The sequence below is a fragment of the Nonomuraea muscovyensis genome, from assembly GCF_014207745.1.
GTDB lineage: Bacteria > Actinomycetota > Actinomycetes > Streptosporangiales > Streptosporangiaceae > Nonomuraea > Nonomuraea muscovyensis.
In genome coordinates this window covers 888545-912360 of sequence record NZ_JACHJB010000003.1, presented here as the reverse complement: position 1 = coordinate 912360, position 23816 = coordinate 888545, and the positions used below count along the sequence as shown (strand labels likewise).

Below are 23816 nucleotides of genomic sequence, written 5' to 3'. Positions count from 1 at the left end.
TTAGGCGGGCCCGGCTTTGTAACCCACGCCGCGGACGGTCACCACGATCTCGGGGTGCTCGGGGTCCTTCTCGATCTTGGCGCGCAGCCGCTGCACGTGGACGTTGACCAGGCGGGTGTCGGCGGCGTGGCGGTAGCCCCAGACCTGCTCCAGCAGCACCTCGCGGGTGAACACCTGGCGCGGCTTGCGGGCCAGCGCCACCAGCAGGTCGAACTCGAGCGGTGTGAGGTTGATGGTCTCCTCACCGCGCTTGACCGAGTGGCCGGCCACGTCGATGGTGATGTCGCCGATCTGCAGGATCTCGGGGGTCGGCTCGTCCGTGCGGCGCAGCCTCGCCCGCACCCGGGCGACGAGTTCCTTCGGCTTGAACGGCTTGACGATGTAGTCGTCGGCCCCCGACTCCAGACCGAGCACGACGTCGATCGTGTCGCTCTTGGCGGTGAGCATGACGATCGGGACCCCCGACTCCGCCCTGATCCGGCGGGCGACGTCGATGCCGTCGGCGCCCGGCAGCATCAGGTCGAGCAGCACCAGGTCCGGGCGTGTGTCCCGGAAGGCGTCCAGGGCCTTGTCGCCGTCGGAGACGAAAGACGGTTCGAAGCCCTCTCCGCGCAACACGATGCCGAGCATCTCGGCAAGGGCGGCATCGTCGTCGACGACTAGCACACGACCTTTCATGGCCCCTCATCCCGTTCTTCGCATTGTGGGACATACCCGCACGACCGCTGAAGGTTACCCTTGGTGTGTCCATGTGTGAGACACGAGACCTTCAAAAGGCGAATTTTAGACTGGCGACAGGATCGCACTCTCAGTCTGCGATAACCGACCGGCATTCGGCCATCCCCGACGAGATCATTGACCCGGTTCGCCCCAGTATGCAAGGGATCACCTGCCGGACACCACGCTTCGCTCCCCCGTGCCAGGATGGACACATGTCAGACGGTCACGGTCCCTCTCCCGAGATGCCGCCGGGATGGGCGGTCGAGCAGCCCCCGCCCTACGGCGCCCCGCAGGCCTCGCCGTGGACCGCCCCCGGGCCCCACCCCCACGCCGCCCCCGGTCACGGTCCCCAGGGCGCGCCCCAGCAGTGGCAACAGCCCGGCTACGGCTACCTGCCGCCGCCCGCGCTGCGTCCCGGCATCATCCCCCTGCGCCCGCTGGGCCTGGGCGACATCCTCGACGGCACCATCAAGCTCGTCCGGTCCAACCCCAAGGCCGTGCTGGGCCTGTCCGCGGTCGCGGCGCTGCTGGCCTCCGTGCCGGTCGCGATCGGCAACGTGTTCCTGCTCGACGCGACGGCCGCAGTGATGACCGACCCGACCAGCAACTCCGACGACCTCCCCGGCGGCTTCCTCGCGCAGTTCGGCGGGCCGCTGGTGTCGCTGGTCGTCGGGTTCGTGGTGGTGACCATGCTGACCGGGGTGCTGACGCGCATCCTCGGCCGGGCCGTCTTCGGCGGCGACATGACCGCGGGCGAGGCGTGGCGGCTCACCCGGGGGCGCGTCCCCGCGCTGTTCGCCGTGGTGGGGTTGCAGTTCGCCATCCTGATGGCCCCCCTGGTGGTCGTCGCCCTGCTCGCGTGGGCGCTGGTCGCCTCCGGCGCCACCCTGTCGCCGGGCACCGCCCTCGCCTTCCTCTTCCTGACGGTGATCCTGTACATCCCCTATGTGCTGTTCTTCCGGACGCGGTTCGCGTTCGCGGCGCCGGCCGTGGTGCTGGAGAGCCGGGGGCCGCTCGACGCGATGCGCCGCTCCTGGACACTGGTGAGCGGCGGCTTCTGGCGGGTGCTGGGCATCCTGCTGCTCACCTCGCTGCTGGTCGGCTTCATCGGCTCGATCCTGCAGATGCCGTTCACCATCGCGGGCACGCTCTTCGGCGTGCTGGGCGGGGGCGGCATCGGCACGCTCATCCTCGCGGGCGTCCTGACCGCCATCGGCGGCACGCTCGGCGCGATGATCACCTATCCCTTCGAGGCGGGCGTCGCCGGGCTCCTGTACGCCGACCGGCGGATGCGCAGCGAGGCGTTCGACCTGGTGCTCCAGACGGCCGCGATCGAGCAGCAGCGCCAGGGCTGGGTCCACTCCTCGGCCGACGAGCTCTGGCACCCGTCCAACTCCGCCGGATCGTGACCCCGATCGGCAGGGACGAGGCCGCCCGTCGTGCGGCGGACGAGCTCCTCAAGCCCGCCTACGAGCAGGAGCCGCTGATCGACCGGCTCTGGCGGCAGGTCCAGCAGTTCCTCGGCGACCTCATGGACGCGGCCGCCGGCGGCGGCACGACCGGCGGCGTCATCGCCGCCGTGCTCATCACGCTGGTCATCCTCGCCGTCGTCGTGCTCGTCGGCTGGCAGCTCCGCCGCACCTCGCGCCGCAACGCCACAGGGTCCGCCGTGCTGTTCGGCGAGCACGCGAGAAGCGCGGCCGAGCACCGCCGGGCCGCCGAGGGTCTGGCCGCCGAGGGCCGCTACACCGAGGCGATCCAGGAACGGCTCCGCGCCATCGCCCGCGACCTGGAGGAACGCGCGCTGGTCGACGGACTGCCCGGCCGCACGGCCGACGAGCTGAGCGCCGAGGCGGCCCGGGCCCTGCCCGCGTTCGCCGCGGAGCTGGCCGCCGCCGCGCGCTCCTTCGACGACGTGACCTACGGCGACGTGCCCGGCACCCGGGCCGCCTACGACGCCATGACGGAGCTGGACGAACGCCTCCGCCTTGCCAGGCCGGTGGCGCTCACGGGCCCGGCCGACACCCAGACCGCCGGCGCCTCGGCATCCGCCGCCGCGCCCTCGGGCCCGGCGGGCACCCGGCCCAACGGCTCGGGAGGGCCTCCGTGAGCCTCGACATGCGACCGGCCGACAGCCGCGAGTCCGTCCCCGCCTCCCCCACCGCCCGCTCGATCTGGCGCTCCGTCCGCGTCGCCGTCCTGCTGGGCGTGCTCATCGTGGCGACCGCGGTCGCCGGCGTGCTGCTCGGTTCCGGAGAGCGCGCCTCGCGCCCGCTCGACCCCGACGACACCACGCTCGCCGGGGCCAAGGCGCTGGCCCAGCTCCTGCGCGCCCGCGGCGTCACCGTCGACCGGGTCGACTCCGTGGAGGACGCACGGGCCGCAGCCGGTCAGGGCGGCCGGCTGCTGCTGATCACCGACGTGACCGCCTTCGACGAGGTGCGCCTGGCGGCGATCCCGGGCGACCGCCTCATCGTCGGCGACGTGTACGGCCTCGACGACCTGGCGCCCGGCGTGCGCCCCCTGTCCGGCACCCCTCGCGAGCGCTCGCGCGAGCCCGGATGCTCGCTGCGCGCGGCGACGGCCGCCGGGAGCGCCTTCATGGGCTCGGCGGCGTTCACCGCCCCGACCGGCGCGACCGGCTGCTACCCGGCGGGCGAGGGCTGGACGCTGGTCAGCTACCCCAACGCGGGCGGCACCACGACGGTCGTCGGCAGCGGCTCCTTCCTGACCAACCAGCGCCTGGACGAGGACGGCAACGCCGCGCTCGCGCTCAACCTGATCGGCTCCGCCGAGGCCGTCACCTGGCTGGTCGAGCCCGAGACGCCGCCGACCGGCGACCTGGCCGGTCCGGAGGGCGCGAGCGTGTACGACCTGATGCCGGAGAGCGTCCCGTGGGCCGTGGGCATGGCGGCCGTCACCGTGCTCGTCGTGGCCCTGTGGCGGGGCCGGCGGCTCGGCCCCGTGGTGACCGAACGGCTGCCCGTCGTGGTACGGGCCGCCGAGACGGTCGAGGGTCGCGGCCGGCTCTACCGGGCCAGGCGGGCCCGCGCCAGGGCTGCCGAGTCGTTGCGGGCCGCCGCGGTCGACCGGCTCGTGCCCCGGCTCGGGCTGGGCTCGGGCGCGGCGCGGCACGAGGTGGTGGCCGCCCTCGCCGTACGGACCGGGCTGGACGCGCAGCAGGTCGACGCGGCGCTGTACGGCCCCGCGCCCGCCGACGACGCCGGGCTCGTCGCTCTGGCCCGATACTTGGACTCCGTCGAAAGGACGATCGGTGAACTTTGAGGGGACCCACGCGGCCGCCCGCGGCGACGCGGCCAGGGAGGCGCTGGGCGCGCTGCGCGCCGAGGTGTCCAAGGCCGTGGTGGGCCAGGACGCCGTGGTGACGGGGATGGTCATCGCACTGCTGTGCCGGGGGCACGTGCTGCTCGAAGGCGTGCCGGGCGTGGCCAAGACGCTCATGGTGCGCACGCTGTCGGCGGCGCTGTCGCTCGGCTTCAAGCGGGTGCAGTTCACGCCCGACCTGATGCCGGGTGACGTGACGGGATCGTTGATCTTCGACGCGAAGACGGCGCGGTTCGAGTTCCGCGAGGGGCCGGTGTTCACCAACCTGCTGCTCGCCGACGAGATCAACCGCACGCCGCCGAAGACGCAGGCGGCGCTGCTGGAGGCGATGGAGGAGCGGCAGGTCAGCGTCGAGGGCGAGGCGCGGGCGCTGCCGGACCCGTTCGTGGTGTGCGCGACGCAGAACCCGGTCGAGTACGAGGGCACCTACCAGCTTCCGGAGGCGCAGCTCGACAGGTTCCTGCTCAAGCTGACCGTGCCGCTGCCGCCGCGCGAGCAGGAGATCTCGGTCCTCGAACGGCACGCGCTCGGCTTCGACCCGCGCGACCTGTCGGAGATCAAGACGGTCGCCACCGCCGACGACCTGGCGGCCGGGCGCGAGGCGGTGGCCGGGGTGCACGTGGCCCCCGAGGTGCTCGGCTACATCGTGGACCTGGCGCGGGCCACCCGCAGCTCGCCGGCGCTCCAGCTCGGCGTGTCCCCGCGTGGCGCGACCGCGCTGCTGGCCGCCTCGCGGGCGTGGGCGTGGCTGTCCGGACGCCCGTACGTCACTCCCGACGACGTGAAGGCGCTGGCCCGGCCCGCGCTGCGGCACCGCGTGCAGCTCCGGCCCGAGGCCGAGTTGGAGGGGGCGAGCGCCGACGGCGTGCTCGACGGCATCCTGGCCTCGGTCCCGGTTCCGCGCTGATGGCGCTGACGGGACGCGCCGGGCTGGTCGCGGCGCTCGGCATCGTGGTGGTGGCGCTGGCGCCGCGGCCCGGTGCCGCGCTGGCCGGGCTCTGCCTGCTGCTGGCCGCCGCGGTCGTGGTGGACTTGCTGTTCGCGGGGGCGGTGCGGCCGCTGCGCTTCCACCGTTCGGGCGACAGGCTGGTCCGGCTGGGCCAGTCGGTCACGGTCGAGCTGGTCGTGGAGAACCCCGGCCGCAGGCGGGTGCGCGGCGTGCTCAGGGACGCCTGGCCGCCGTCGGCCGGCGCCTCGCCCCGCACGCTGGCGCTGGACGTGCCGGCCGGCGAGCGGCGCCGGCTCACCCTGACGCTCACGCCGACCCGGCGCGGCGACCGGGAGTCCGTGGCGGTCGCCGTGCGCTCGCTGGGGCCGCTGGGCCTGGCCGCCCGCCAGGGCGGCCACCGCTCGCCCTGGTCGGTGCGGGTGCTGCCGCCGTTCCTGTCGCGCAAGCACCTGCCCTCGCGGCTGGCCCGGCTGCGTGAGCTCGACGGCCGGCATCCCGCGCTGGTACGCGGCCAGGGCACCGAGTTCGACTCGCTGCGCGAGTACGTGGTGGGCGACGACGTGCGCTCCATCGACTGGCGGGCCACGGCGCGCCGGCACGACGTGGTGGTCCGCACCTGGCGGCCCGAGCGCGACCGGCGGGTGCTCATCGTGCTCGACACCGGCCGCACCTCGGCCGGCCGGGTGGGCGAGGCCCCGATCCCGCTGGCCGGGGCCGCGCCGACCGGCGGCGGCCTGCTCGACACGCCCGACACCAGGCCGGTGCCGGGCTGGCCGCGGCTCGACTGGTCGATGGACGCGGCGCTGCTGCTGGCCGCGCTCGCCGCCAGGGCCGGCGACCGGGTCGACTTCCTCGCCTACGACCGGGCCGTGCGGGCCTGGGTGGCCGGCGCCTCGCGCACCGAGCTGCTGACGTCGCTGGTGAACGTGATGGCGCCGATCGAGGCCGAGCTGGTCGAGGCCGACGCGCAGGGCATGGTGGCCGCGATCCTGTCGCGGGCCAAACGGCGCTGCCTGGTCGTGCTGCTCACCGACCTCAACCCGGCGGCCATGGACGAGGGGCTCATGCCGGTGCTGCCGCAGCTCTCCTCGCGCCACCTGGTGCTGGTGGCGGCCGTCTCCGACCCGCTGGTGGCGGCCATGGCCGCCGGGCGGGGCACGGCAGAGGAGGTGTACGACGCGGCGGCGGCCGAGCAGGCGCGGCTGGCCCGCAGGCGGATGACGGCGCGGCTGCGCCGCCACGGGGTCGAGGTCGTCGACGCGCCTCCTGACGACATCGCGCCGGCCCTGGCCGACGCCTACCTGGCGCTGAAGGCCGCCGGCCGCCTCTGACGCGGCCGGTCCGACGCGGTCCGTCCGACGCGGTCCGGCTGACGCGGTCCGTCCGACGCGGTCCGTCCGACTCAGCCCGTCCGGCGCGGTCCGGCTGACGCGGTCCGGGGCCGTCAGGCGCTCGGTGCCACGTCGGGGGCGCGCTCGATGTCGCCGGTCTCACCCCGGCGGAGGGCCCGCCGCCCGAACACCACGATGTACGCCAGGAACGCCACCTCGGCGAGCACCCCGATGCCGATCCGCGCCCACGTGGGCAACCCCGACGGCGTGACGAACGCCTCGATCAGCCCTGACACGAACAGCACCACGACCAGCCCGAGCGCCACGCTCACCACGGCCCGGCCCTGCTCGGCCAGCGCCTCGACGCGCCTGCGCGGCCCGGGGTCGACGACCGTCCAGCCCAGCCGCATGCCCGCGGCGGCGGCGAGGAAGACCGCGGTGAGCTCCAGCAGGCCGTGCGGCATGATCAGCCCGAAGAAGATGTCGAGCTTGTCGCGGGAGGCCATCAGACCGCCGGAGACCGCCACGTTGGCGGCGTTGGTCCACAGCACGAACGGGATCGGCAGCCCCAGGAAGATCGCGTAGATGATGACCTGCGCCGACACCCAGGCGTTGTTGATCCAGACGCGGCTGGCGAAGGAGGCCGCGGGGTGCTCCGAGTAGTAGTCGGCGAAGTCGTGCTCCACGAGCTGGGTGATCTCCTCGGGTGAGGCGATCGACGCCTGCACCGCCGGGTCGCCGGCCACCCACGCCCCGAACAGCCACGACACCGCGACGAACGACAGGCTCGTGGCCAGCCACCACCACCGGGCCCGGTAGGCCACCACGGGGAACGACACCGCGAAGAACCTGCCGAACTCCCGCCAGGCCGGGGCCCGGCCGCCGGTGACCGCGGACCTGGCCCGCGCCACCAGTGCGGACAGGCGGCCGACGAGCATCGCGTCGGTCGAGGCGGAGCGGACGATCGACAGGTGCGTCGACACCCGCTGGTAGAGGTCCACCAGCTCGTCCACCTCGGCTCCCGTCAGGGACGAGCGGCGCCTGACCAGGTGCTCCAGCCGGTCCCACACGGGGCGGTGTGCCGCCACGAACGCATCGATGTCCACGGGACCATTCTGGCCGGTCGCGCAGGCGGCCATTGCCGTTAGGCTCCACGTATGTCAGAGGTTGTGACCGGAGACGCCGTCGTCGTCGAGGTGCGGGTGGCGCAGATGCCGTCGCGTGCCCTGGCCCTGTTCATCGACATGGCGGTGCAACTGACGGTCCTGGTGGTGGCCTACCTGGCGCTCCAGGCGTTCTCGGTGATCTCCGACTCCGCGATGTTCGCGGCGGTGTCGATCGTGCTCACCGTGCTGGTGCTGGTCGGCTACCCGGTGATCTTCGAGACCGCCACCCGGGGCCGGAGCCTGGGCAAGCTCGCCATGGGGCTGCGGGTGGTCAGCGACGACGGCGGTCCCGAACGGTTCCGGCAGGCGCTGTTCCGGGGGCTGGCGGGGGTGGCGGAGTTCTGGATGTTCTCCGGGGCTCCCGCGCTGATCTCGTCGCTCATCTCCCAGCGGGGCAAGCGGCTCGGCGACGTCTTCGCCGGCACGATCGTGATCTCCGAGCGGGGGCCGCGCGACACGGGGCAGGCCATCGTGATGCCGCCGCAGCTCGCCTCCTGGGCGGCGCGGCTGGAGCTGTCGCGGCTGCCGGAGGAGGTGGCCGGAGCCGCCCGCCAGTACCTCGTGCGCTGGCACGACCTGGCGCCGCACGTCCAGCACGAGATGGGCGTCCGGATCGCCACCCAGGTGGCGGCGTTCGTCTCGCCGCCGGCGCCGCCGGGGGTCCCGCCGCACGCCTACCTGAGCGCCGTCCTTTCCGAGAGGCGCAGGCGGGAGCACGAAAGGCTCGCCCGGCGCATGGCCCGCCACGCTCCCCACGCCCAGCCGCCCGCTCCCTACGGCACGCCACGGCCGTCCTTCCCCCAGGCGCCGCCGCCTCCGGCGCCCCCCCACGCGCGACCCGGACCGCCCGCTCCCGTTCAGGAGCCGCCGCGGCCGTCCTCGGGCGGGTTCGCGCCGCCGGACTGAGCGGCCGCGTGGCGGCCGCTCAGGCCGGCGGGCGGCGTTCGCCGCCCGGTGCGGTCAGAACCCGGTCTGCGTCTGGGCGTTCAGCGCCTTCATGCGCACCTTGGCCGCCGGGTCGGTGCGCTTGTCGGAGATGCGCAGCACGTCCAGGCCCTTCTGGATGTCGCTGCTGTAGATGTGGCCGTTGTAGTAGTACGCCGACCACGACCCGGCGAGGTTGCGCGGCCGGAGCGGGCCGCGGTCGAAATAGCCGATCTCGCGCGGGTTGGCGGAGTCGGTGAAGTCCCAGACGGAGACCCCGCCCTGGTACCACGCCTGGACCATGATGTCCCGGCCCTTGACCGGGATGAGGGAGCCGTTGTGGGCCACGCAGTTCTCGGACGTGCTCTGCACGCGCGGGATCTTGTAGTACGCCTTCTTGACGAGCCGGCCGTCCTCGATGTCGAAGATCGCGTCCGCGCCGCGTTCGGGGCCGACCGCCTTGGTGCAGGTCGCGCCCAGGCCGCCGCCCAGCTCGTCGGTGAAGACCACCTTGTCGCCGGTGTTGTTGAACGTGGCCGAGTGCCAGAACGCGAAGTTCTCGTCGGTGACGGTGGCGGTGACCTTGGGGTGCTCGCGGTCGGAGATGTCCATGAGCACGCCGTCGCCCATGCAGGCGCCCGCGGCGATGTTCTTCTGCGGGTAGACCGTGATGTCGTGGCAGCCGCTGGTGGGCGCGAGCAGCCCCTCCTGCGTCTCGTTGCCGCCCTCGGGGAAGAGCACCGGCGTGGCGACCACCTTGGCGGCCGTCGGCCTGTCCAGGGGCACCTTGACGATGGAGATCCGGTCGTGCGGGGGCTTGCAGCCGGGGAAGGCCTTCTCCGGCCCGTACGACGACACGTACAGGTAGACCGACTTGCCCGTCTTGTCCGGCACGAGCGTGTGCGTGTGCGAGCCGCAGGCGGTCTTGACGGCCTTGACGTACTTCGGCCGGGCCTTGTCGGTGATGTCGAAGATGCGGATGCCCTCCCACGACGACGGCGAGGTCACGTTGCCGAACTCGCCCTTGCAGGAGTCGCCGCGCATGGGGTCGTCCACCGACAGGAAGAGCAGGTTGCCCTGGACCGACACGTCGTTCTGCGCGCCGGGGCAGCTGACGCGGCTCACCACCTTGGGCTTGGCCGGGTTCTTGATGTCGTAGACGGTGAAGCCGTAGTAGTTGCCCTGGTAGGCGTAGTGACCCTGGAACGCCAGGTCCGTGCCGTAGGCGTCGGCCTCGTCGAAGGGCGCCTTCTTGGGGACGTTGGCCACGTGCTCCACGTTGGGGCTGGCCTTGCCGTCGTCAGCCGCCTGGACGGGTGACGCCATGAGGGCTAACACCGCTCCCATCAACGTCAGGGTACGGCCGATTCGGGGCGCCACAGAGGACCTCCTGCTTGGGGATAGGGACACAGCGGCCCCCACTATGGCAGGAAAATCCCCCCTTTCCCTCCATATTTCATCAGAGCACCGACCCTTGCCGGGTTACGCGCCGAAGCGCGAACCACGAGACCGCCCGCGGCTCGTCCACGCGGCCCCGGAGACAGCCGTACGGCGGAGCCCGGCTGGGCTCCGCCGTACCGGTGTCAGGGGGTCAGTGGCCCCAGCCCCACCCGCGGTAGGACTCCTGGGTCTGGACGTTCAGCCGGTCGGTGCGGACGCGCGCGGCGCCGTTGACGAGCGGGTCGTCGACCTTGATGACGTCGAGGCCCTCGTGGAAGTCGGCCGCGTAAATGTGGCCGTTGTAGTAGTACGCGGACCAGACGCCGCCGCCCTGGCCGTTGGCGCGCGGGCCGCGCTCGAAGTAGCCGATCTCGCGCGGGTTGGCGGAGTCGGTGAAGTCCCAGACCGAGACGCCGCCCATGTACCACGCCTGGACCATGATGTCCTTGCCCTTGACCGGGATCAGCGAGCCGTTGTGCGCGACGCAGTTCTCGCTGTCGGCCTGGTGCCGGGAGATCTTGAAGTAGCTCTTGAACACGAGCTGGCCGCGCACGATGTCGTAGATCGCGTCGGCGCCCCGGTTCGGTCCCGTGGCCTCGTTGCAGGTGGCCGCGCCGCCGCCGCCGAGTTCGTCGGTGAAGACGACCTTCCTGGCGTCGTTGCTGAACGTGGCCGAGTGCCAGAAGGCGAAGTTCGGGTCGGTGATCTGGGCGGTGACCTTCGGGTTCAGCCGGTCGGAGATGTCGAACAGCACACCGTCGCCCATGCACGCGCCGGCCGCGATGTCCTTCTCGGCGTAGGCGGTGATGTCGTGGCAGCCGCTGGTCGGCACCAGCAGGCCCGGCTGGGTCTCGTTGCCGCCGTCGGGGAAGACGACCGGGGTGGCCGCGACGGTCGCGGCTGCGGGGTCACGCAGCGGCACCTTGATGATGGAGATCTTGTCGTGCGGCGGCTGGCAGTCGGGGAAGTTGTCGTTGGGCGAGTACGACGAGACGTACACGTAGATGTTCTTGTGCCGGTCCCGGCCCTTGCCCGGCACGAGCGTCAGGGTGTGCGAGCCGCAGTTGGTCTCCACCGCCTTGACGTACCTGGGCGCCGCCTTGTCGCTGATGTCGAAGATGCGGACGCCTTCCCAGGCCTCCTTGTTGCTGGCCGACAGCCCCGTGCTGTTGCAGGAGTCGTCGCTGCGCGAGCTGTCGACCGCGGCGAACAGCAGGTCGCCGTAGACGCTGACGTCCATCTGGCCGCCCGGGCAGACGACCGAGCTGACCGGCTTGGCCTGCTTCGGGTTGCGGACGTCGTAGATCGAGAAGCCGCCGTAGTTGCCCACGTAGGCGTAGCCGCCCTGGAAGGCGATGTCGGTGTTGATGGTGCCGGCGATCGGCTCGGGCTTCGGGATGTTCAGCACGTGGGAGACGTTGGGGCTGGTCACCACGGTGTCCGCGGGCGGGATGTCGGCAGCCGACGCGGGCAGGGCCGTCAGCGCTAACGCGACCGCCGCTCCGGCGCCGACCAGGCATCTGCGCAAGGTCAACACTCGCGGCTCCTCTCGGGCATAAAGGCTACATAAATGCCCAAATCATGCACACAAGCACTGTGCGCCGCCAAGCGATCACTCTGTCAAGATTTTTGCTGACTTGCCGTGTTTACTCGGCCATACCCGAGCATCTAGAGTGCAACCTCGCAACTGCCAGCAGTCAAGGAGGTCGGGTGCGGAGCGCACTCACCGTCGGCGCCTGCGCCTTCATGCTCGTGACCAGCGCGTGCACGGGTGGCGCCACGCCGGCCGCGGCGCCCACGGCCACCGAGACGGCCCCGGTCATCGCCCCCGGCAGGCCGGGGGAGGAGGCCAGGACGCTCGGCCCGGACGAGGCCGCCACCGCCGTCCCGCCCCAGAAGGCGAACGCGGCCGACGTCCGCTACCTGCAGGACATGATCGTCCACCACCGGCAGGCCCTCGACATGAGCGTGCTGGCCGCCTCCCGGGCGGCGAGCGACGGCGTCAAGCGCCTGGCGTCGCGGATCAACGACGTCCAGGGGCCGGAGATCGCCATGATGACGGACTGGCTCAAGGCCGAGGGGCAGCGGGTGCCCGACCACCACGCCGGCCATGCCGGCATGCCCGGCATGGCGACGCCCGAGCAGTTGGAGGCGCTGAAGGCGGCCCGGGGCGAGGCGTTCGACCGCCTGTTCATCCAGCTCATGACCGCGCATCACCAGGGCGCCATCACCATGTCGGGCGACGTCCTGACCAAGGGCTCGCACCAGCGCGTCCAGGAGATCGCCGAGGACGTCTCGGTCAGCCAGGCCGCTGAGATCCGCCGCATGTCCACCCTGCTCTGAGCGCCTCAGGAGCGCCCTGGAGCGCCCTGGAGCGCTGTCAGGAGCCGACGCGCCAGGAGTGGAGGTAGGCCTCCTGATCGCCCGTCAGCGTGTCGATGCCGATGCCCGTGGCCGCCAGCTTCAGCCTGGCCACCTCCTGGTCGATCTCCTCGGGCACGTCGTACACGCCCGGAGCGAGCCGCAGGCGCTCCCGCGCGAGCCAGGCGACCGCGAGCGCCTGGGCGGAGAACGACATGTCCATCACGGCGGCCGGATGGCCCTCGGCGGCCGTCAGGTTGACCAGCCGGCCCTCGGCCAGCAGCAGCAGGCGGCGGCCGTCGGCCAGGACGTACTCGTCGGTGCTGGGCCGCACCCCGCGGTGCACCTCCACGGCCAGCTCGTCCAGCGCCCGCACGTCGATCTCCACGTCGAAGTGGCCGGCGTTGGCCAGGATGGCGCCGTCCTTCATGGCGGCCAAGTGCTCGGCCCGGACCACGTCGCGGTTGCCGGTCACCGTGATGAACAGGTCGCCCGTCGCGGCGGCCTCGGCCATCGGCCGCACCTCGTAGCCCTGCAGGGTGGCGTCGAGCGCCTTGACCGCGTCGATCTCGGTCACGACCACCCGCGCGCCGAGCCCCTTGGCGCGCTCGGCGACCCCGCGCCCGCAGAAGCCGAACCCGGCCACCACCACGGTCCGCCCGGCCAGCATGGTGTTGGTGGCCCGCATGATGCCGTCGAGCGTCGACTGCCCGGTGCCGTAGCGGTTGTCGAACATCCGCTTGGTCCGCGTGTCGTTCACCGCCACCACCGGGAACCGCAACGCCTTCTCCGAGGCCATCTGGCGCAGCCGGATGATGCCGGTCGTCGTCTCCTCGCAGCCGCCCGAGACGCCCGCCAGCAGGTCGGTCCGCTCGGTGTGCAGGGTGTTGACCAGGTCGCACCCGTCGTCGAGCACGAGGTCGGGCCCGATGTCGAGCGCCTGGTGGATGTGCCGGTAGTAGGTGGCCCGGTCGACGCCGGCCCGGGCGTGCACGGCCACCCCGTACGCCCGCAGCGCCTCGGCCACGTCGTCCTGCGTGGACAGCGGGTTGGACGCGGCCAGCGCGATCTCCGCGCCGCCCGCCCTGAGCGCGCCCATGAGCACGGCCGTCTCGGCGGTCACGTGCAGGCACGCGGCGATCCTCAGCCCGTCGAGCGGCCGCTCCCCGGCGAACCGCTCACCGATCGCGGTCAGCACCGGCATCGACCGGGCGGCCCAGCTGATCTGCCGCTCGCCGCTCTCGCCGAGGTCCATCGATCGTTCTCCCCTCACCAAGCCCGCCGGGCCGCCCGCCTCGCGACCGCGCGAGGCGGGCGGCCCGCAGGAACGCTCGGCACGGCGAGAGACCCGCCTCGCCCCGGGAGCGCCGGGGACAGGGCCCCGGCGTCCGCTGCGGGCGGGGCTCACCGTGCCGGATCGCGGACCGCGTGCGCTCGGCACGCGGCCGGATCAGTAGCGGTAGTGGTCGGACTTGTACGGGCCCTCGACGTGGACGCCGATGTAGGACGCCTGCTCCTTGGTCAGCTCGGTCAGCTTGACGCCCAGGGCGTCGAGGTGGAGCCGGGCGACCTTCTCGTCCAGGTGCTTGGGCAGCGTGTAGACGCCGATGGGGTACTCGGCCGTCTTGGTGAACAGCTCGATCTGCGCGATCACCTGGTTGGTGAACGAGTTGGACATCACGAAGCTCGGGTGGCCGGTGGCGCAGCCGAGGTTCATCAGCCGGCCCTCGGCGAGCACGATGATCGAGTGGCCGTCAGGGAAGATCCACTCGTCGACCTGGGGCTTGATGGTGTTCCTGGTGATGCCCTCGGTGCGCATCAGGCCGGCCATGTCGATCTCGTTGTCGAAGTGGCCGATGTTGGACACGATCGCCTGGTGCTTCATCCGCGCCATGTGCGCGGCGGTGATGATGTTGAAGTTGCCGGTGGCGGTGACGAAGATGTCGGCGATCCCGACGACCTCGTCCAGCGTGGTGACCTGGAAACCGTCCATGGCCGCCTGGAGGGCGCAGATCGGGTCGATCTCGGTGACGATGACGCGGGCGCCCTGGCCGCGCAGCGCGTCGGCACAGCCCTTGCCGACGTCGCCGTAGCCGCAGACCACGGCCACCTTGCCGCCGATCAGCACGTCGGTGGCGCGGTTGAGGCCGTCGATGACGGAGTGGCGGCAGCCGTACTTGTTGTCGAACTTCGACTTGGTGACCGAGTCGTTGACGTTGATCGCCGGGAACAGCAGCTGGCCGTTCTTGTGCATCTCGTACAGGCGGTGCACGCCGGTGGTGGTCTCCTCGGTGACGCCCTTGATGTTCTCGGCGATCCGGGTCCACTTCTTCTCGTCGGTGACCGTGCGCTTGAGCAGGTCGATGATGACGTGCCACTCCTCCGGGTCCTCGGCGGAGGCGGCGGGGACGGCCCCGGCCTTCTCGTACTCGGCGCCCTTGTGGACGAGCAGCGTGGCGTCGCCGCCGTCGTCGAGGATCATGTTGGGCCCGTCACCGCCGGGCCAGACGAGCGCCTGCTCCGTGCACCACCAGTACTCCTCCAGCGTCTCGCCCTTCCAGGCGAAGACCGGGACGCCCTTGGGCTCGTCCACGGTGCCGTCGGGGCCGACGACGACCGCGGCGGCGGCGTGGTCCTGGGTGGAGAAGATGTTGCAGCTCACCCAGCGCACCTCGGCGCCGAGCGCGACGAGCGTCTCGATGAGGACGGCGGTCTGGATGGTCATGTGCAGGGAGCCCATGATCTTCGCGCCACGGAGGGGCTGCGCGGCCGCGTACTCCTCACGAATCGCCATCAGGCCGGGCATCTCGTGCTCGGCGAGCCTGATCTCCTTACGGCCGAACTCGGCAAGTGAAAGGTCGGCGACCTTGAAGTCCATCTGATTCCCTCGCATCACGACTGCTGCACACGTTGTCGCGGACGAGTTTAGGCGCCGTTCCGACGCGGAGCACGCTCAGCGGCCTCTTCCTGACGTAAGAATGTAAGAATGCGCATCACGGAAGCCGCCCAGCGGTTGGGCATGTCCCCCCGAATGCTGAGATACCGGGAGGCTCTGGGTTTACTGCCTCCCGTCCGGGCGCAGGGCGCGCACCGCCGCTTCGGCCCCGACGAGCTGGCCGCGGTGGCCCAGGGGGTGGAGCTGGAGAAGCAATTCGACGTCTCCCCGGCGGCGCTGGCGTTCGCGTTGCGCGTGCTCGGCGAGCCGGCCGTGGCCGCCGCCGTCCGCGACCTCGGCGTGCGGATCGGGCGCATCCCGGTGCCGCGCCGGGCGCTCGACTTCGAGAAGGAAAAGGCCCTGCGCCTGCTTCGAACCCCGGCCCCCGGCCAGACGTCAAAGAAGACATGAAAGAGCTGCTGATGGCCACCGTGCTGACGCTGTCCCCGGCGCACGCGGCGGGCTCCCCCACCCAGGCCGGGACCACGGTGAAGGTCTACTTCGCCAAGGGGTTCGGCATCCCCGGCAAGCTGGTCCCGGTGACCCGGACGGCGCCCCACCGGGGCGTCGCCAGGTTCGCCGTCGAGCAGCTCATCGCGGGCCCGACGGCGAAGGAGCGCGCCAGGGGCCTGCACTCCGAGCTGGCCGGCGCGCTGCGCGGCAGGTCCACCTGCGGCGCCGACTTCACCGTCAAGATCGCCAAGGGCACCGCGACGCTGCGCTTCTGCCGCACCGTGATGGGCAACGGCATCGGCTCCGACGCCCGCGTGCTCAACATGATCGGCACCACGCTCAAGCAGTTCGCGACGGTGAAGAAGGTCGTCGCGCTGGAGAAGAACGGCCGGTGCCTGTTCGACCAGACCGACAGGGGCACGTCCTGCCTGACCGGCCGCGAGTGACCCCGGCGCGGGACGACGGGCGCGTCCCGCGCGGGGATCTCACGCGGCGGGCCAGGGGGCTCAGCCGGACGTGGTGGTCGGCGTGCGGTCGAGGTCGGGCTCCAGATAGATGACCCGGGCGATCGGCACGGCCTCGCGGACGCGCTGCTCGGCCTCGTCGATCCCCCTGGCCACCTCGGCGGCGCTGTCGTTGTGCGCCACCGCGATCTTGGCGGCCACCAGCAGCTCCTCCGGGCCGAGGTGCAGCGTGCGCATGTGGATCACGCGCTCGACCTCCTCGGAGCCCTCCAGCGCGGCGAGGATCTGCCGCTCCATCTCGGGGGCGGCGCCCTCGCCGAGCAGCAGCGACTTGGTCTCGATCGCCAGGATGATCGCGATCACCGCGAGCAGCACACCGATCATGAGCGTGCCGATGGCGTCCCACACCGGGTTGCCGGTGACGACCGCCATCGTGACGCCGAACAGCGCGAAGATCAGGCCCAGCAGCGCGCCGAGGTCCTCCAGCAGGATCACCGGCAGCTCCGGCGACTTGGCCCGGCGGACGAACGCGACCCACGACTGCGAGCCGCGCACCGCGTTGGACTCCTTGATCGCCGTGCGGAACGAGAACGCCTCGGCGATGATCGCGAAGATCAGCACCGCGAACGCCCAGACGGGCGACTCCAGGCCCTCGTCCGACGAGAGCTTGTGGAAGCCCTCGTAGATGGAGAAGACCGCGCCGATCGTGAACAGCACGACGGCCACCACGAAGGCGTAGAAGTAGCGCTCGCGCCCGTAGCCGAACGGGTGCTCCTTTGTACGGCCCCGCTGCGCCCGCTTGCCGCCGATCAGCAGCAGCAGCTGGTTGCCCGAGTCGGCCACCGAGTGGATGCCCTCGGCCAGCATCGACGAGGAGCCGGTGAAGAACGCGGCCACGAACTTGGCCACCGCAATGGACAGGTTGGCCACCAAGGCCGCGATGATCGCTTTGGTACCGCCGCTCGCGCTCACGGGTCTTCTCCACTCATAGCTATAGATCGCCTACAAAGCCCCGAAAAAGGGATCCTAGTGCGAAATCCTGGCCTTCAGCTCCGTGATGGCCGACACCGGGGTGGGGTCCACGCCGTACCCGAGCGCGAGGTAGGTACTCGCGTAGTCGCCGAGCCCGATCAGCGAGGCGAGCCGCTCCAGCGGGTGCTCACCCTCGGCCGCCACCTCGGTGACGGGCACGTCGCGGTCCTGCGCCAGCCGTTCGGACGCCTCGCGCCGCCGCTTCACCTGCGGATGCTCCTCGACGTCGCGCAGCATGACGAGTCTCAGCGTGTGCGGCTGCGTCTCGGCGAAGATGTCGCGCCGCGCGAGCGGGCCGTCGAAGGCCACCACCTGGTTGTGGTTGGCCTCGGGCAGCTCGCCGAAGACCGCCGGATACTTGGCGTTCTCGTTGAGCTGGCAGGCCAGCCGGTAGCCGGCGACGGCGGCGAGCTGCGACGAGCCCCAGATCATCGGGACGCTGCCGGCGAGGTCCATCGCCAGCGCCTTGCCCGGGTTGACGAACGACTCGCTGGACGGCCGGCACCGGTGGGCCATGTCCTCCAGCATCCGGGCCACGTTCTCGAACAGGGCCTCGTCGGCCTGGACCAGGCCGAGCGAGGCGCCGGCCATGACCAGCGGCACCGCCAGCAGCCACACGTTGGCCCGCGGCTGCCCGCTCGCGGGCACCGGCACGTACGTCGCGGACGCCTGCCTGGCCATCGACTCCAGCGGCGAGCCGGGGCTGCCGACGGCGAGCAGCGCGCAGCCGCGCCGCACGGCCTCCGTGACCGCCGACAGCGTCTCCTCGGTACGGCCCGAGCAGGACACCGCGATGACCAGGTCGGCCGCGCCGACCCAGCCGGGCAACTGGTAGGAGCGCACGGTCACGATCGGCACCGGCGCCCCGTTGCCGCAGACGGCTGCCAGGATGTCGCCGGCGATGGCCGAGCCGCCCATCCCGACGACCACGATGGCGCGGGGGCGGCCCGACTCGCGCAGGCGCTCGACACCCGCCTCGGCGGCGGTGCGGTAGCCGGTGCGGACCTGCGCGGCGGACGCGGCGACCGCGAGCAGCATGCCGCCAGGATCGCCTTCGGACAGGTGGTGCTGGTCGTCGAGCCACGCGGGCTCCCAGATCACGGCTTCCTGGCCTCGTCGACGAGCAGCACCGGGATGTCGTCGCGGACCGGGTAGATCAGGCCGCAGCCCGTGCAGGCCAGCTCCTCGGCCTCGGCCTCCGCTCGCAGCGGCGACTTGCACGCCGGGCAGGCCAGGATCTCCAGCAGCCAGTCGTCGATCTTCACACTGACACCCTTCTTACGATGGCGAGCACCTCGTCGGTGACCGCCCTCATCGTGGTCTGGTCGGCCGCCTCGGCGTTGAGCCTGAGCAGCGGCTCGGTGTTGGACGCGCGCAGGTTGAACCACCAGTCGGGAGCGCTGACGGTCAGCCCGTCAAGCTCGTCGAGCGTGCCCCGGTCGCCGAACGCCTCGCGCACCCGCAGCAGCGCCTTGTCCTGGTCGTCCACCGTGCTGTTGATCTCGCCCGAGGCGTGGTAGCGGGAGTAGGCCCCCACGACCCGCGACAGGGGCAGCTCCTGCTCGCCGAGCGCGGCCAGCACGTGCAGCGCGGCCAGCATGCCCGAGTCGGCGAACCAGAAGTCGCGGAAGTAGTAGTGGGCGGAGTGCTCGCCACCGAAGACGGCCCCCGTGCGGGCCATCTCGGCCTTGATGAACGAGTGGCCGACCCGCGTGCGCACCGGCTCGCCTCCGTGCTCGCGGACGATCTCCGGGACGCCCCGCGACGTGATCAGGTTGTGGATGATCGTCGCGCCCGGGTGTTTGGCCAGCTCGCGGGCGGCGACCAGGGCGGTGATCGCCGACGGGGAGACCGACTCGCCGCGCTCGTCGACGACCCAGCAGCGGTCGGCGTCGCCGTCGAAGGCCAGGCCCAGGTCGGCCCCGGTGTCGAGGACGGCCCGCTGCAGGTCGCGCAGGTTGGCCGGCTCCAGCGGGTTGGCCTCGTGGTTGGGGAAGGTGCCGTCGAGCTCGAAGTAGAGCGGGGTCAGCTCGATCGGCAGCCCGTCGAACACGGCAGGCACGGTGAACCCGCCCATGCCGTTGCCGGCGTCGACGACCACCTTGAGCGGCCGGATGCCCGACAGGTCGACGAGCGTGCGCAGATGACCGGCGTAGCCGGCGAGCAGGTCCTTCTCGACCAGCGAACCGGCCGGGGCGCCCGAGGCGCCGACCAGCTCGGCGGCCCGGTCGCGGATCTCGACAAGGCCGGTGTCGCCGCTGATCGGGACCGCGCCGGCGCGGCACATCTTCATGCCGTTGTAGCGGGCGGGGTTGTGGCTGGCGGTGAACATCACGCCGGGCAGGTCGAGGCTGCCGCTGGCGTAGTAGAGCAGGTCGGTGGAGCCCAGGCCCGCGTGGACGACGTCGGCGCCGCGCGACCGAGCGCCGCGCACGAACGCGGCGGCCAGCGGCCCGGACGACTCGCGCATGTCGTGCGCGACCACGGCGGCCCGCGCTCCGGTGATCTCGACGAAGGCGGCCCCCACCGCCTCGGCGGTCTGCTCGTCGAGCTCGTCGGGCACCACACCCCGCACGTCGTAGGCCTTGAAGATCTTGGCGAGGTCGCCCACTCTCCAGCTCCGCCCCTAGGTCGTCTACGTCTGGAACGAGCCTACCGGTCGCGATGTTGCTGGGCGGACCGGAGAACGCGCAGGTGTCCGCGGCGGCCGACCTCGACTCCCTGCCCGACCGGCTCGCCGCCGCCGGAGGGGGTGGGCCTGGCGGCCTCCCGGACGGCGTTGGCCAGCGCCTCCAGGTCGTCGGAGCTGGGTGAGCCGCCGTCGGTGGGCAGGCGCACGACCTCCCAGCCGCGCGGGGCGGTCAGTCGTTCGGCGTGTTCGGCGCACAGGTCGTAGCAGTGTGGCTCCGCGTACGTCGCCAGGGGGCCGAGAACAGCGGTGGAGTCGGCGTATACGTACGTGAGCGTGAAGACGGCAGGCTGGCTGCAGGCGGTGCGGGAACAGCGGCGGACGGGGCTCACGGAGGGACCGTATCTGGTAAGAGTGCGAGGCGCCACTATCTGAGCGCTCTTACCGAGCGTGTCGCCACAATTCGGACACCTGTCGCAGCTTTGAGCCCACATGCCCCGATGCCGTCTCCCCGTAGACTTGCCCTGTGAATCAGAAGCGGGGCCCACGACGGCGTGACCGTCACGGTCGCGGGTTGCGCGGCCCGCTGGCGCCGTCCCACGTTCCCATCGCCCGCTCGCGCAGCGAGCGGTTCGACGACCTGGTGCTCGACGCGGTCGAGCGGCTGCGCCCGCATTGGGGCAGGCAGCTGTCGGCGGTGGAGTTCGCGGTGGAGGACGTGCCGCCGCTCGGCGAGCTGGACGACGGGCCGGGCCTCGGCCCGGACCCCATCCCGCTCGGCCGCGCCCAGGCCGCCAAGGGGCCCGACCCGGCATCCATCGTGGTCTACCGGCGCCCGCTCGAAGCCCGCGCCCGCGACCGCGACACCCTCGGCGCGCTCGTCCACGACACGGTGGTCGAGCAGGTGGCCACTCTCCTCGGCCTGTCGCCCGAGACGGTCGACCCGGGCTACGACGACCGCCGCTGACCCGCAGCACGAAGGGGCCGCGCGGCGACCCGCACGACCCCTTCACCGGTGTTTCCTATCGTTAGACGGCCTCGCGCTTGATCCGTCTGCGCTCCCGTTCTGACAACCCACCCCAGATGCCGAACCGCTCATCGTGCTCAAGCGCGTATTCCAGGCACTCGGCACGGACTTCGCACGATCGGCAGACCTTCTTGGCCTCTCGGGTGGAGCCGCCCTTCTCCGGGAAGAACGCCTCCGGATCAGTCTGCGCGCACAGGGCGCGCTCCTGCCATCCGAGTTCTTCAGCGTCAAGCTGATCCTGTGCGATGACCAGATCGGTCACTGCACACCTCCCTGCCGCCCGCCCGCAATGGAGCCCCCCATGGACGCCTTCCTTATTACCCACCCAAGAGAAGGCGTAACAACATGGTTGTAATTACACGCGCGTGTTGTACGCGGCGTCAAGCGGCATGCCGCTATCCGGGGAAAGACCAGCTCTCGCCCCGGTGTGCTCGGCATGTGATGTTCGCACCTGACCCGGCGCCACGGGATCCATGGCGTTGGCCTGGCGTGTTCAACGCTGTCAGCGGTCGGAACCGTACCAGGGCGGTATAGACGCCCGCCCGTGGCCCACCTTCTCTCTAGCCCTGCTTTGCCGGTTCGTTACCGGCGCGGCTCGTTGGGGGTGTATATGGCTGTGGGGTCGATCGGGTCGTCCCCGTCGCGCCGCTGCTCACCGAGCGCGTCGCCGCTGCGGTAGGACTCCGGGTCGAGCCGGACCGTCGACTCCGCCTGCGGCTCCCAGCCGGACGACGGGGGCTGCTGCTGGTAGGGCTGCGGCTCGTAGGGGGCCGGCTGGGGCTCGTACGACTGGCCGTACTGGCCCGGCGCGGAGGCCGGCCGGCCGTACTGCTGCTGGCCGAACTGCTCGGCCTGCGTGCCGCCGGCGTGGTGCGCGCCGCTCGGCGGCTGCCCGTACTGGGGCTGGCCACCGTACTGGGGCTGCGCCTGCTGCTGGGCGTGGCCGAACGGGTTCTCGTGCGGCGCGGCCTGCGGCTGACTCGGGTAGTCGGGCACCCGCAGCTCCGGCTGCGCCGAGTGCTGGCCCGAGGAGTGCTGGCCGGTGGAGTGCTGGTAGGTCTCGGCCTGCTGGTAGGCGTCGTGGAGCTGCTGGGAGCGCGGGTCCACGGGCGGGTCGGGCTCTTGGTAGGCCGGGGTGGCGAACTCGTGGCCCGAGTAGCCGGTGAACGGCTGTCCGCCCTGCTGCTGGTCAGCCTGCTGGGGGGACGGGGGGAACGGCACGCTGGGCGCGGTCTCGCCGCTCGGGTAGCCGCCCGACGCCGGGGCGTTGAAGGCGTTCGGCTGGACGATCGGCGGCACGTACGGGCCGCTGTCCTGGGAGGTGTACGGGGGCTGCGACGGCTGGTACTGGGCGTCGAGCGGGGTGTAGGCGCCGGGCTGGGGGGCGGGTGGCGCGTAGGGGTCGGCCTGGGAGTCGGCCGAGGGCGGGTAGCCGCCGGCCGGGTGGGTGTCGGCCGGGGCGTAGAGGTTGGGCTGGGAGTCGGCCGTGGAGTAGGAGGGCTGGCCGTACACGCTCGGCTGGCTGTCGGCGGGGACGTAGGGAGCGGGCTGGTACTCGGCGGCCGGCTGGTGCCCGGCGTCGGGCTGGGTCTCCGCGGGCGTGTACGACCCGTGGGCCGGGGTCGGCCGGCCGAACGCCTGCTGGTCGTTCTGGGCGCGGAAGGACTGGGTGGGGTTCGTCTGACCGAAGCCCTGGTCAGCGGACACGCTCTGGCCGAAACCCTGGTCGGCCGGGGTGGCCTGGCCGTAGCCGGGGTCGGCCTGGCCGGGGGGCTGCTGCCCGTAGTCGGGCTGAGCGGGCTGGCCGAAGCCCTGCTGGTCGATCGGGGCGGGCTGGCCGAAGCCCTGCTGGTCGTGCTGGGCGGGGACGGCCTGGGTGGGGTTCGTCTGGCCGAAGCCCTGGTCCGGCTGGGCGAAGGACGGATCCGCCTGGGGGAAGGACGGATCCGGCTGGGCGAAGCCGGGGATGGCGGGTTCGCCGTAGCCGGGGTCGGTCTTGCTGTCACCGGGAGCGGCGGGGAGGGCGGCACGGGGCTGGGGCGTCCGTGGCTGGGGCTGCCGGCCCTCGCCAGGCTGGCCGTAGCCGGGCTGCTGACCGTCACCGGCCTGGCCGTAGCCGGGCTGCTGACCGTCACCGGCCTGGCCGAACCCGGGCTGGGGCGCACCCGGCTGGCCGAACCCGGGACCCTCGCCGCCGGTCTGGCCGAACCCGGGCTGGGCCTCGTCCGGCTGGCCGTAACCGGGCTGCCGGCCCTCGCCGGACTGCTGGGCGAAGCCCGGGTGCTGGCCCTCGACGGGCTGTCCGTAGCCGGGGTGCTGGCCGTAGGGGGCCTGGCCGGGAGGGTGCTGGCCGTAGCCGGCCTGCGGGGCGTAGTCGGCCTGCTGGCCGTACGGGGCGCCCGGAGCCTGCCCGTACTGCGCCTGCTGGCCGTACGGGGCGCCCGGGCCGTAACCCGGACCGGACGCGGGGCGCGCGCTCAGAACCTGCGGCAACAGGTAGACCAGGGCCACGGCGGTCAGGCCGAGCAGGGGCACGCCACTCAGCAGGAACTCGAACGTGGACCACACGCCGCGGCCCGCGAACAGCCCGAGCAGCAGCGACAGGGCGCCGAACACCGTGGCGAGGCCGAGCCCGCCCACCGCGCCGAACGTGACGATCTTGGCCTTCGGGGACGGCTGCCCCACCTTGGTCACCAGGAGCACGGCACCCAGCAGCAGCGCCACCGTCACCGGGCTGGTGAGGCTGAAGAAGTTGGTCGCGGCGCGGTCCGCGATGGACAGGCTGCGGCCGATGCCCGACGAAGAGCCGATCAAGACCCTGCCCGTCGCCAGCAGCACGCTCAGCCCGCCCGCGGCCACCATCAGCCAGGCGGCCGGCTCCTTGAGCCGGTCGACGTCAAGTTTGCTCACAACCACTCCCCAGGGAACCCTTTAGCCCGAAGGGAGTTTGCCACATGACCGCCCTTAGGCGGCACAAGTCACAAAAACCTCTCGTTCCCCAAAGGCACGAGTTTCAACCCTCAAAGCCCGAAATTTCAGG

23 protein-coding genes are annotated in these 23816 nt (G+C 72.0%); 10 read left to right on the top strand and 13 right to left on the bottom strand.

All coding sequences use genetic code 11. The features are described from left to right. Complete coding sequence (gene mtrA, locus FHU36_RS36000) at positions 1 to 678, bottom strand: MtrAB system response regulator MtrA (protein ID WP_043620615.1); 678 nt, start codon at positions 676 to 678, stop codon at positions 1 to 3. Positions 679 to 932: 254 nt separating this feature from the next. On the opposite strand from mtrA, the gene FHU36_RS35995 reads away from it, so the two are divergent. From FHU36_RS35995 to FHU36_RS35975, 5 genes are read left to right on the top strand one after another with little or no spacing between them, the layout of a single operon-like run. Further along, positions 933 to 2129, top strand: coding sequence for a glycerophosphoryl diester phosphodiesterase membrane domain-containing protein (locus FHU36_RS35995; RefSeq protein WP_246503051.1), 1197 nt, complete (start codon positions 933 to 935; stop codon positions 2127 to 2129). Next, a complete protein-coding gene (locus FHU36_RS35990; protein ID WP_185088511.1) occupies positions 2126 to 2830 on the top strand; it encodes a DUF4129 domain-containing protein in 705 nt (234 codons plus the stop codon). Before FHU36_RS35995 ends, FHU36_RS35990 begins: the two co-directional genes overlap by 4 nt. Then, a complete protein-coding gene (locus FHU36_RS35985; protein ID WP_312892071.1) occupies positions 2827 to 4005 on the top strand; it encodes a DUF4350 domain-containing protein in 1179 nt (392 codons plus the stop codon). The genes FHU36_RS35990 and FHU36_RS35985 overlap by 4 nt, the downstream gene beginning before the upstream one ends. Then, on the top strand, positions 3995 to 4972 hold the full coding sequence (locus tag FHU36_RS35980) for an AAA family ATPase (RefSeq protein ID WP_185088510.1): 978 nt from the start codon (positions 3995 to 3997) through the stop codon (positions 4970 to 4972). The genes FHU36_RS35985 and FHU36_RS35980 overlap by 11 nt, the downstream gene beginning before the upstream one ends. Then, positions 4972 to 6345, top strand: coding sequence for a DUF58 domain-containing protein (locus FHU36_RS35975; protein ID WP_185088509.1), 1374 nt, complete (start codon positions 4972 to 4974; stop codon positions 6343 to 6345). The genes FHU36_RS35980 and FHU36_RS35975 overlap by 1 nt, the downstream gene beginning before the upstream one ends. 113 nt (positions 6346 to 6458) lie before the next feature. Here the strand turns inward: FHU36_RS35975 and FHU36_RS35970 are convergent, their stop codons facing one another. Continuing rightward, positions 6459 to 7451 (bottom strand): stage II sporulation protein M, encoded by a 993-nt coding sequence (locus FHU36_RS35970; RefSeq protein WP_185088508.1) that lies wholly within the window; start codon positions 7449 to 7451, stop codon positions 6459 to 6461. Between the two features lie 51 nt (positions 7452 to 7502). Here FHU36_RS35970 and FHU36_RS35965 point away from each other — a divergent pair, with 51 nt between their 5' ends. Next, complete coding sequence (locus FHU36_RS35965) at positions 7503 to 8417, top strand: RDD family protein (RefSeq protein ID WP_185088507.1); 915 nt, start codon at positions 7503 to 7505, stop codon at positions 8415 to 8417. A 54-nt stretch (positions 8418 to 8471) separates the two neighbouring features. On the opposite strand, the gene FHU36_RS35960 is transcribed toward FHU36_RS35965, so the two are convergent. After that, the gene (locus tag FHU36_RS35960) at positions 8472 to 9782 is read right to left on the bottom strand and encodes an LVIVD repeat-containing protein (protein WP_221497095.1); all 1311 of its coding nucleotides are present in this window, start codon (positions 9780 to 9782) and stop codon (positions 8472 to 8474) included. A 244-nt stretch (positions 9783 to 10026) separates the two neighbouring features. Continuing rightward, the gene (locus tag FHU36_RS35955) at positions 10027 to 11412 is read right to left on the bottom strand and encodes an LVIVD repeat-containing protein (protein ID WP_185088505.1); all 1386 of its coding nucleotides are present in this window, start codon (positions 11410 to 11412) and stop codon (positions 10027 to 10029) included. Positions 11413 to 11585: 173 nt separating this feature from the next. Between FHU36_RS35955 and FHU36_RS35950 the strand changes: the two genes are divergently transcribed. After that, positions 11586 to 12218, top strand: a complete 633-nt coding sequence (locus tag FHU36_RS35950; RefSeq protein ID WP_312892070.1) for a DUF305 domain-containing protein — start codon at positions 11586 to 11588, stop codon at positions 12216 to 12218. Between the two features lie 37 nt (positions 12219 to 12255). On the opposite strand, the gene FHU36_RS35945 is transcribed toward FHU36_RS35950, so the two are convergent. Both FHU36_RS35945 and ahcY read right to left on the bottom strand, forming a co-directional pair. Continuing rightward, a complete protein-coding gene (locus FHU36_RS35945; protein WP_185088504.1) occupies positions 12256 to 13491 on the bottom strand; it encodes an adenosylhomocysteinase in 1236 nt (411 codons plus the stop codon). A gap of 195 nt (positions 13492 to 13686) precedes the next feature. Then, positions 13687 to 15114: an adenosylhomocysteinase gene (gene ahcY / locus FHU36_RS35940; RefSeq protein WP_185088503.1), complete on the bottom strand. Its 1428-nt coding sequence runs from the start codon at positions 15112 to 15114 to the stop codon at positions 13687 to 13689. Between the two features lie 108 nt (positions 15115 to 15222). Between ahcY and FHU36_RS35935 the strand changes: the two genes are divergently transcribed. Further along, on the top strand, positions 15223 to 15582 hold the full coding sequence (locus FHU36_RS35935; protein WP_185088502.1) for a MerR family transcriptional regulator: 360 nt from the start codon (positions 15223 to 15225) through the stop codon (positions 15580 to 15582). Beyond that, entirely contained in the window at positions 15579 to 16070 is a 492-nt protein-coding gene (locus FHU36_RS35930) for a GerMN domain-containing protein (RefSeq protein ID WP_185088501.1), read from the top strand. Before FHU36_RS35935 ends, FHU36_RS35930 begins: the two co-directional genes overlap by 4 nt. Before the next feature lie 60 nt (positions 16071 to 16130). Here the strand turns inward: FHU36_RS35930 and FHU36_RS35925 are convergent, their stop codons facing one another. Genes FHU36_RS35925 through FHU36_RS35905 form a run of 5 tightly spaced genes read right to left on the bottom strand, consistent with a single transcriptional unit; the run spans position 16131 to position 20141 of the window. Further along, the gene (locus FHU36_RS35925) at positions 16131 to 17060 is read right to left on the bottom strand and encodes a cation diffusion facilitator family transporter (protein ID WP_185088500.1); all 930 of its coding nucleotides are present in this window, start codon (positions 17058 to 17060) and stop codon (positions 16131 to 16133) included. A gap of 54 nt (positions 17061 to 17114) precedes the next feature. Beyond that, positions 17115 to 18221: a bifunctional phosphoglucose/phosphomannose isomerase gene (locus FHU36_RS35920; protein WP_312892069.1), complete on the bottom strand. Its 1107-nt coding sequence runs from the start codon at positions 18219 to 18221 to the stop codon at positions 17115 to 17117. Next, positions 18218 to 18385, bottom strand: a complete 168-nt coding sequence (locus tag FHU36_RS35915) for a Trm112 family protein (RefSeq protein ID WP_185088499.1) — start codon at positions 18383 to 18385, stop codon at positions 18218 to 18220. The genes FHU36_RS35920 and FHU36_RS35915 overlap by 4 nt, the downstream gene beginning before the upstream one ends. Beyond that, entirely contained in the window at positions 18382 to 19731 is a 1350-nt protein-coding gene (locus FHU36_RS35910) for a phosphomannomutase/phosphoglucomutase (protein ID WP_185088498.1), read from the bottom strand. The genes FHU36_RS35915 and FHU36_RS35910 overlap by 4 nt, the downstream gene beginning before the upstream one ends. Positions 19732 to 19772: 41 nt before the next feature. Then, on the bottom strand, positions 19773 to 20141 hold the full coding sequence (locus tag FHU36_RS35905) for a DUF3499 domain-containing protein (protein WP_113700081.1): 369 nt from the start codon (positions 20139 to 20141) through the stop codon (positions 19773 to 19775). Between the two features lie 134 nt (positions 20142 to 20275). Between FHU36_RS35905 and FHU36_RS35900 the strand changes: the two genes are divergently transcribed. Next, positions 20276 to 20716 (top strand): metallopeptidase family protein, encoded by a 441-nt coding sequence (locus FHU36_RS35900; RefSeq protein ID WP_185088497.1) that lies wholly within the window; start codon positions 20276 to 20278, stop codon positions 20714 to 20716. Between the two features lie 61 nt (positions 20717 to 20777). On the opposite strand, the gene FHU36_RS35895 is transcribed toward FHU36_RS35900, so the two are convergent. Both FHU36_RS35895 and FHU36_RS35890 read right to left on the bottom strand, forming a co-directional pair. Continuing rightward, a complete protein-coding gene (locus tag FHU36_RS35895) occupies positions 20778 to 21038 on the bottom strand; it encodes a WhiB family transcriptional regulator (RefSeq protein ID WP_185088496.1) in 261 nt (86 codons plus the stop codon). Between the two features lie 320 nt (positions 21039 to 21358). Then, complete coding sequence (locus FHU36_RS35890; RefSeq protein WP_185088495.1) at positions 21359 to 23686, bottom strand: hypothetical protein; 2328 nt, start codon at positions 23684 to 23686, stop codon at positions 21359 to 21361. Between the last annotated feature and the right edge of the window lie 130 nt (positions 23687 to 23816).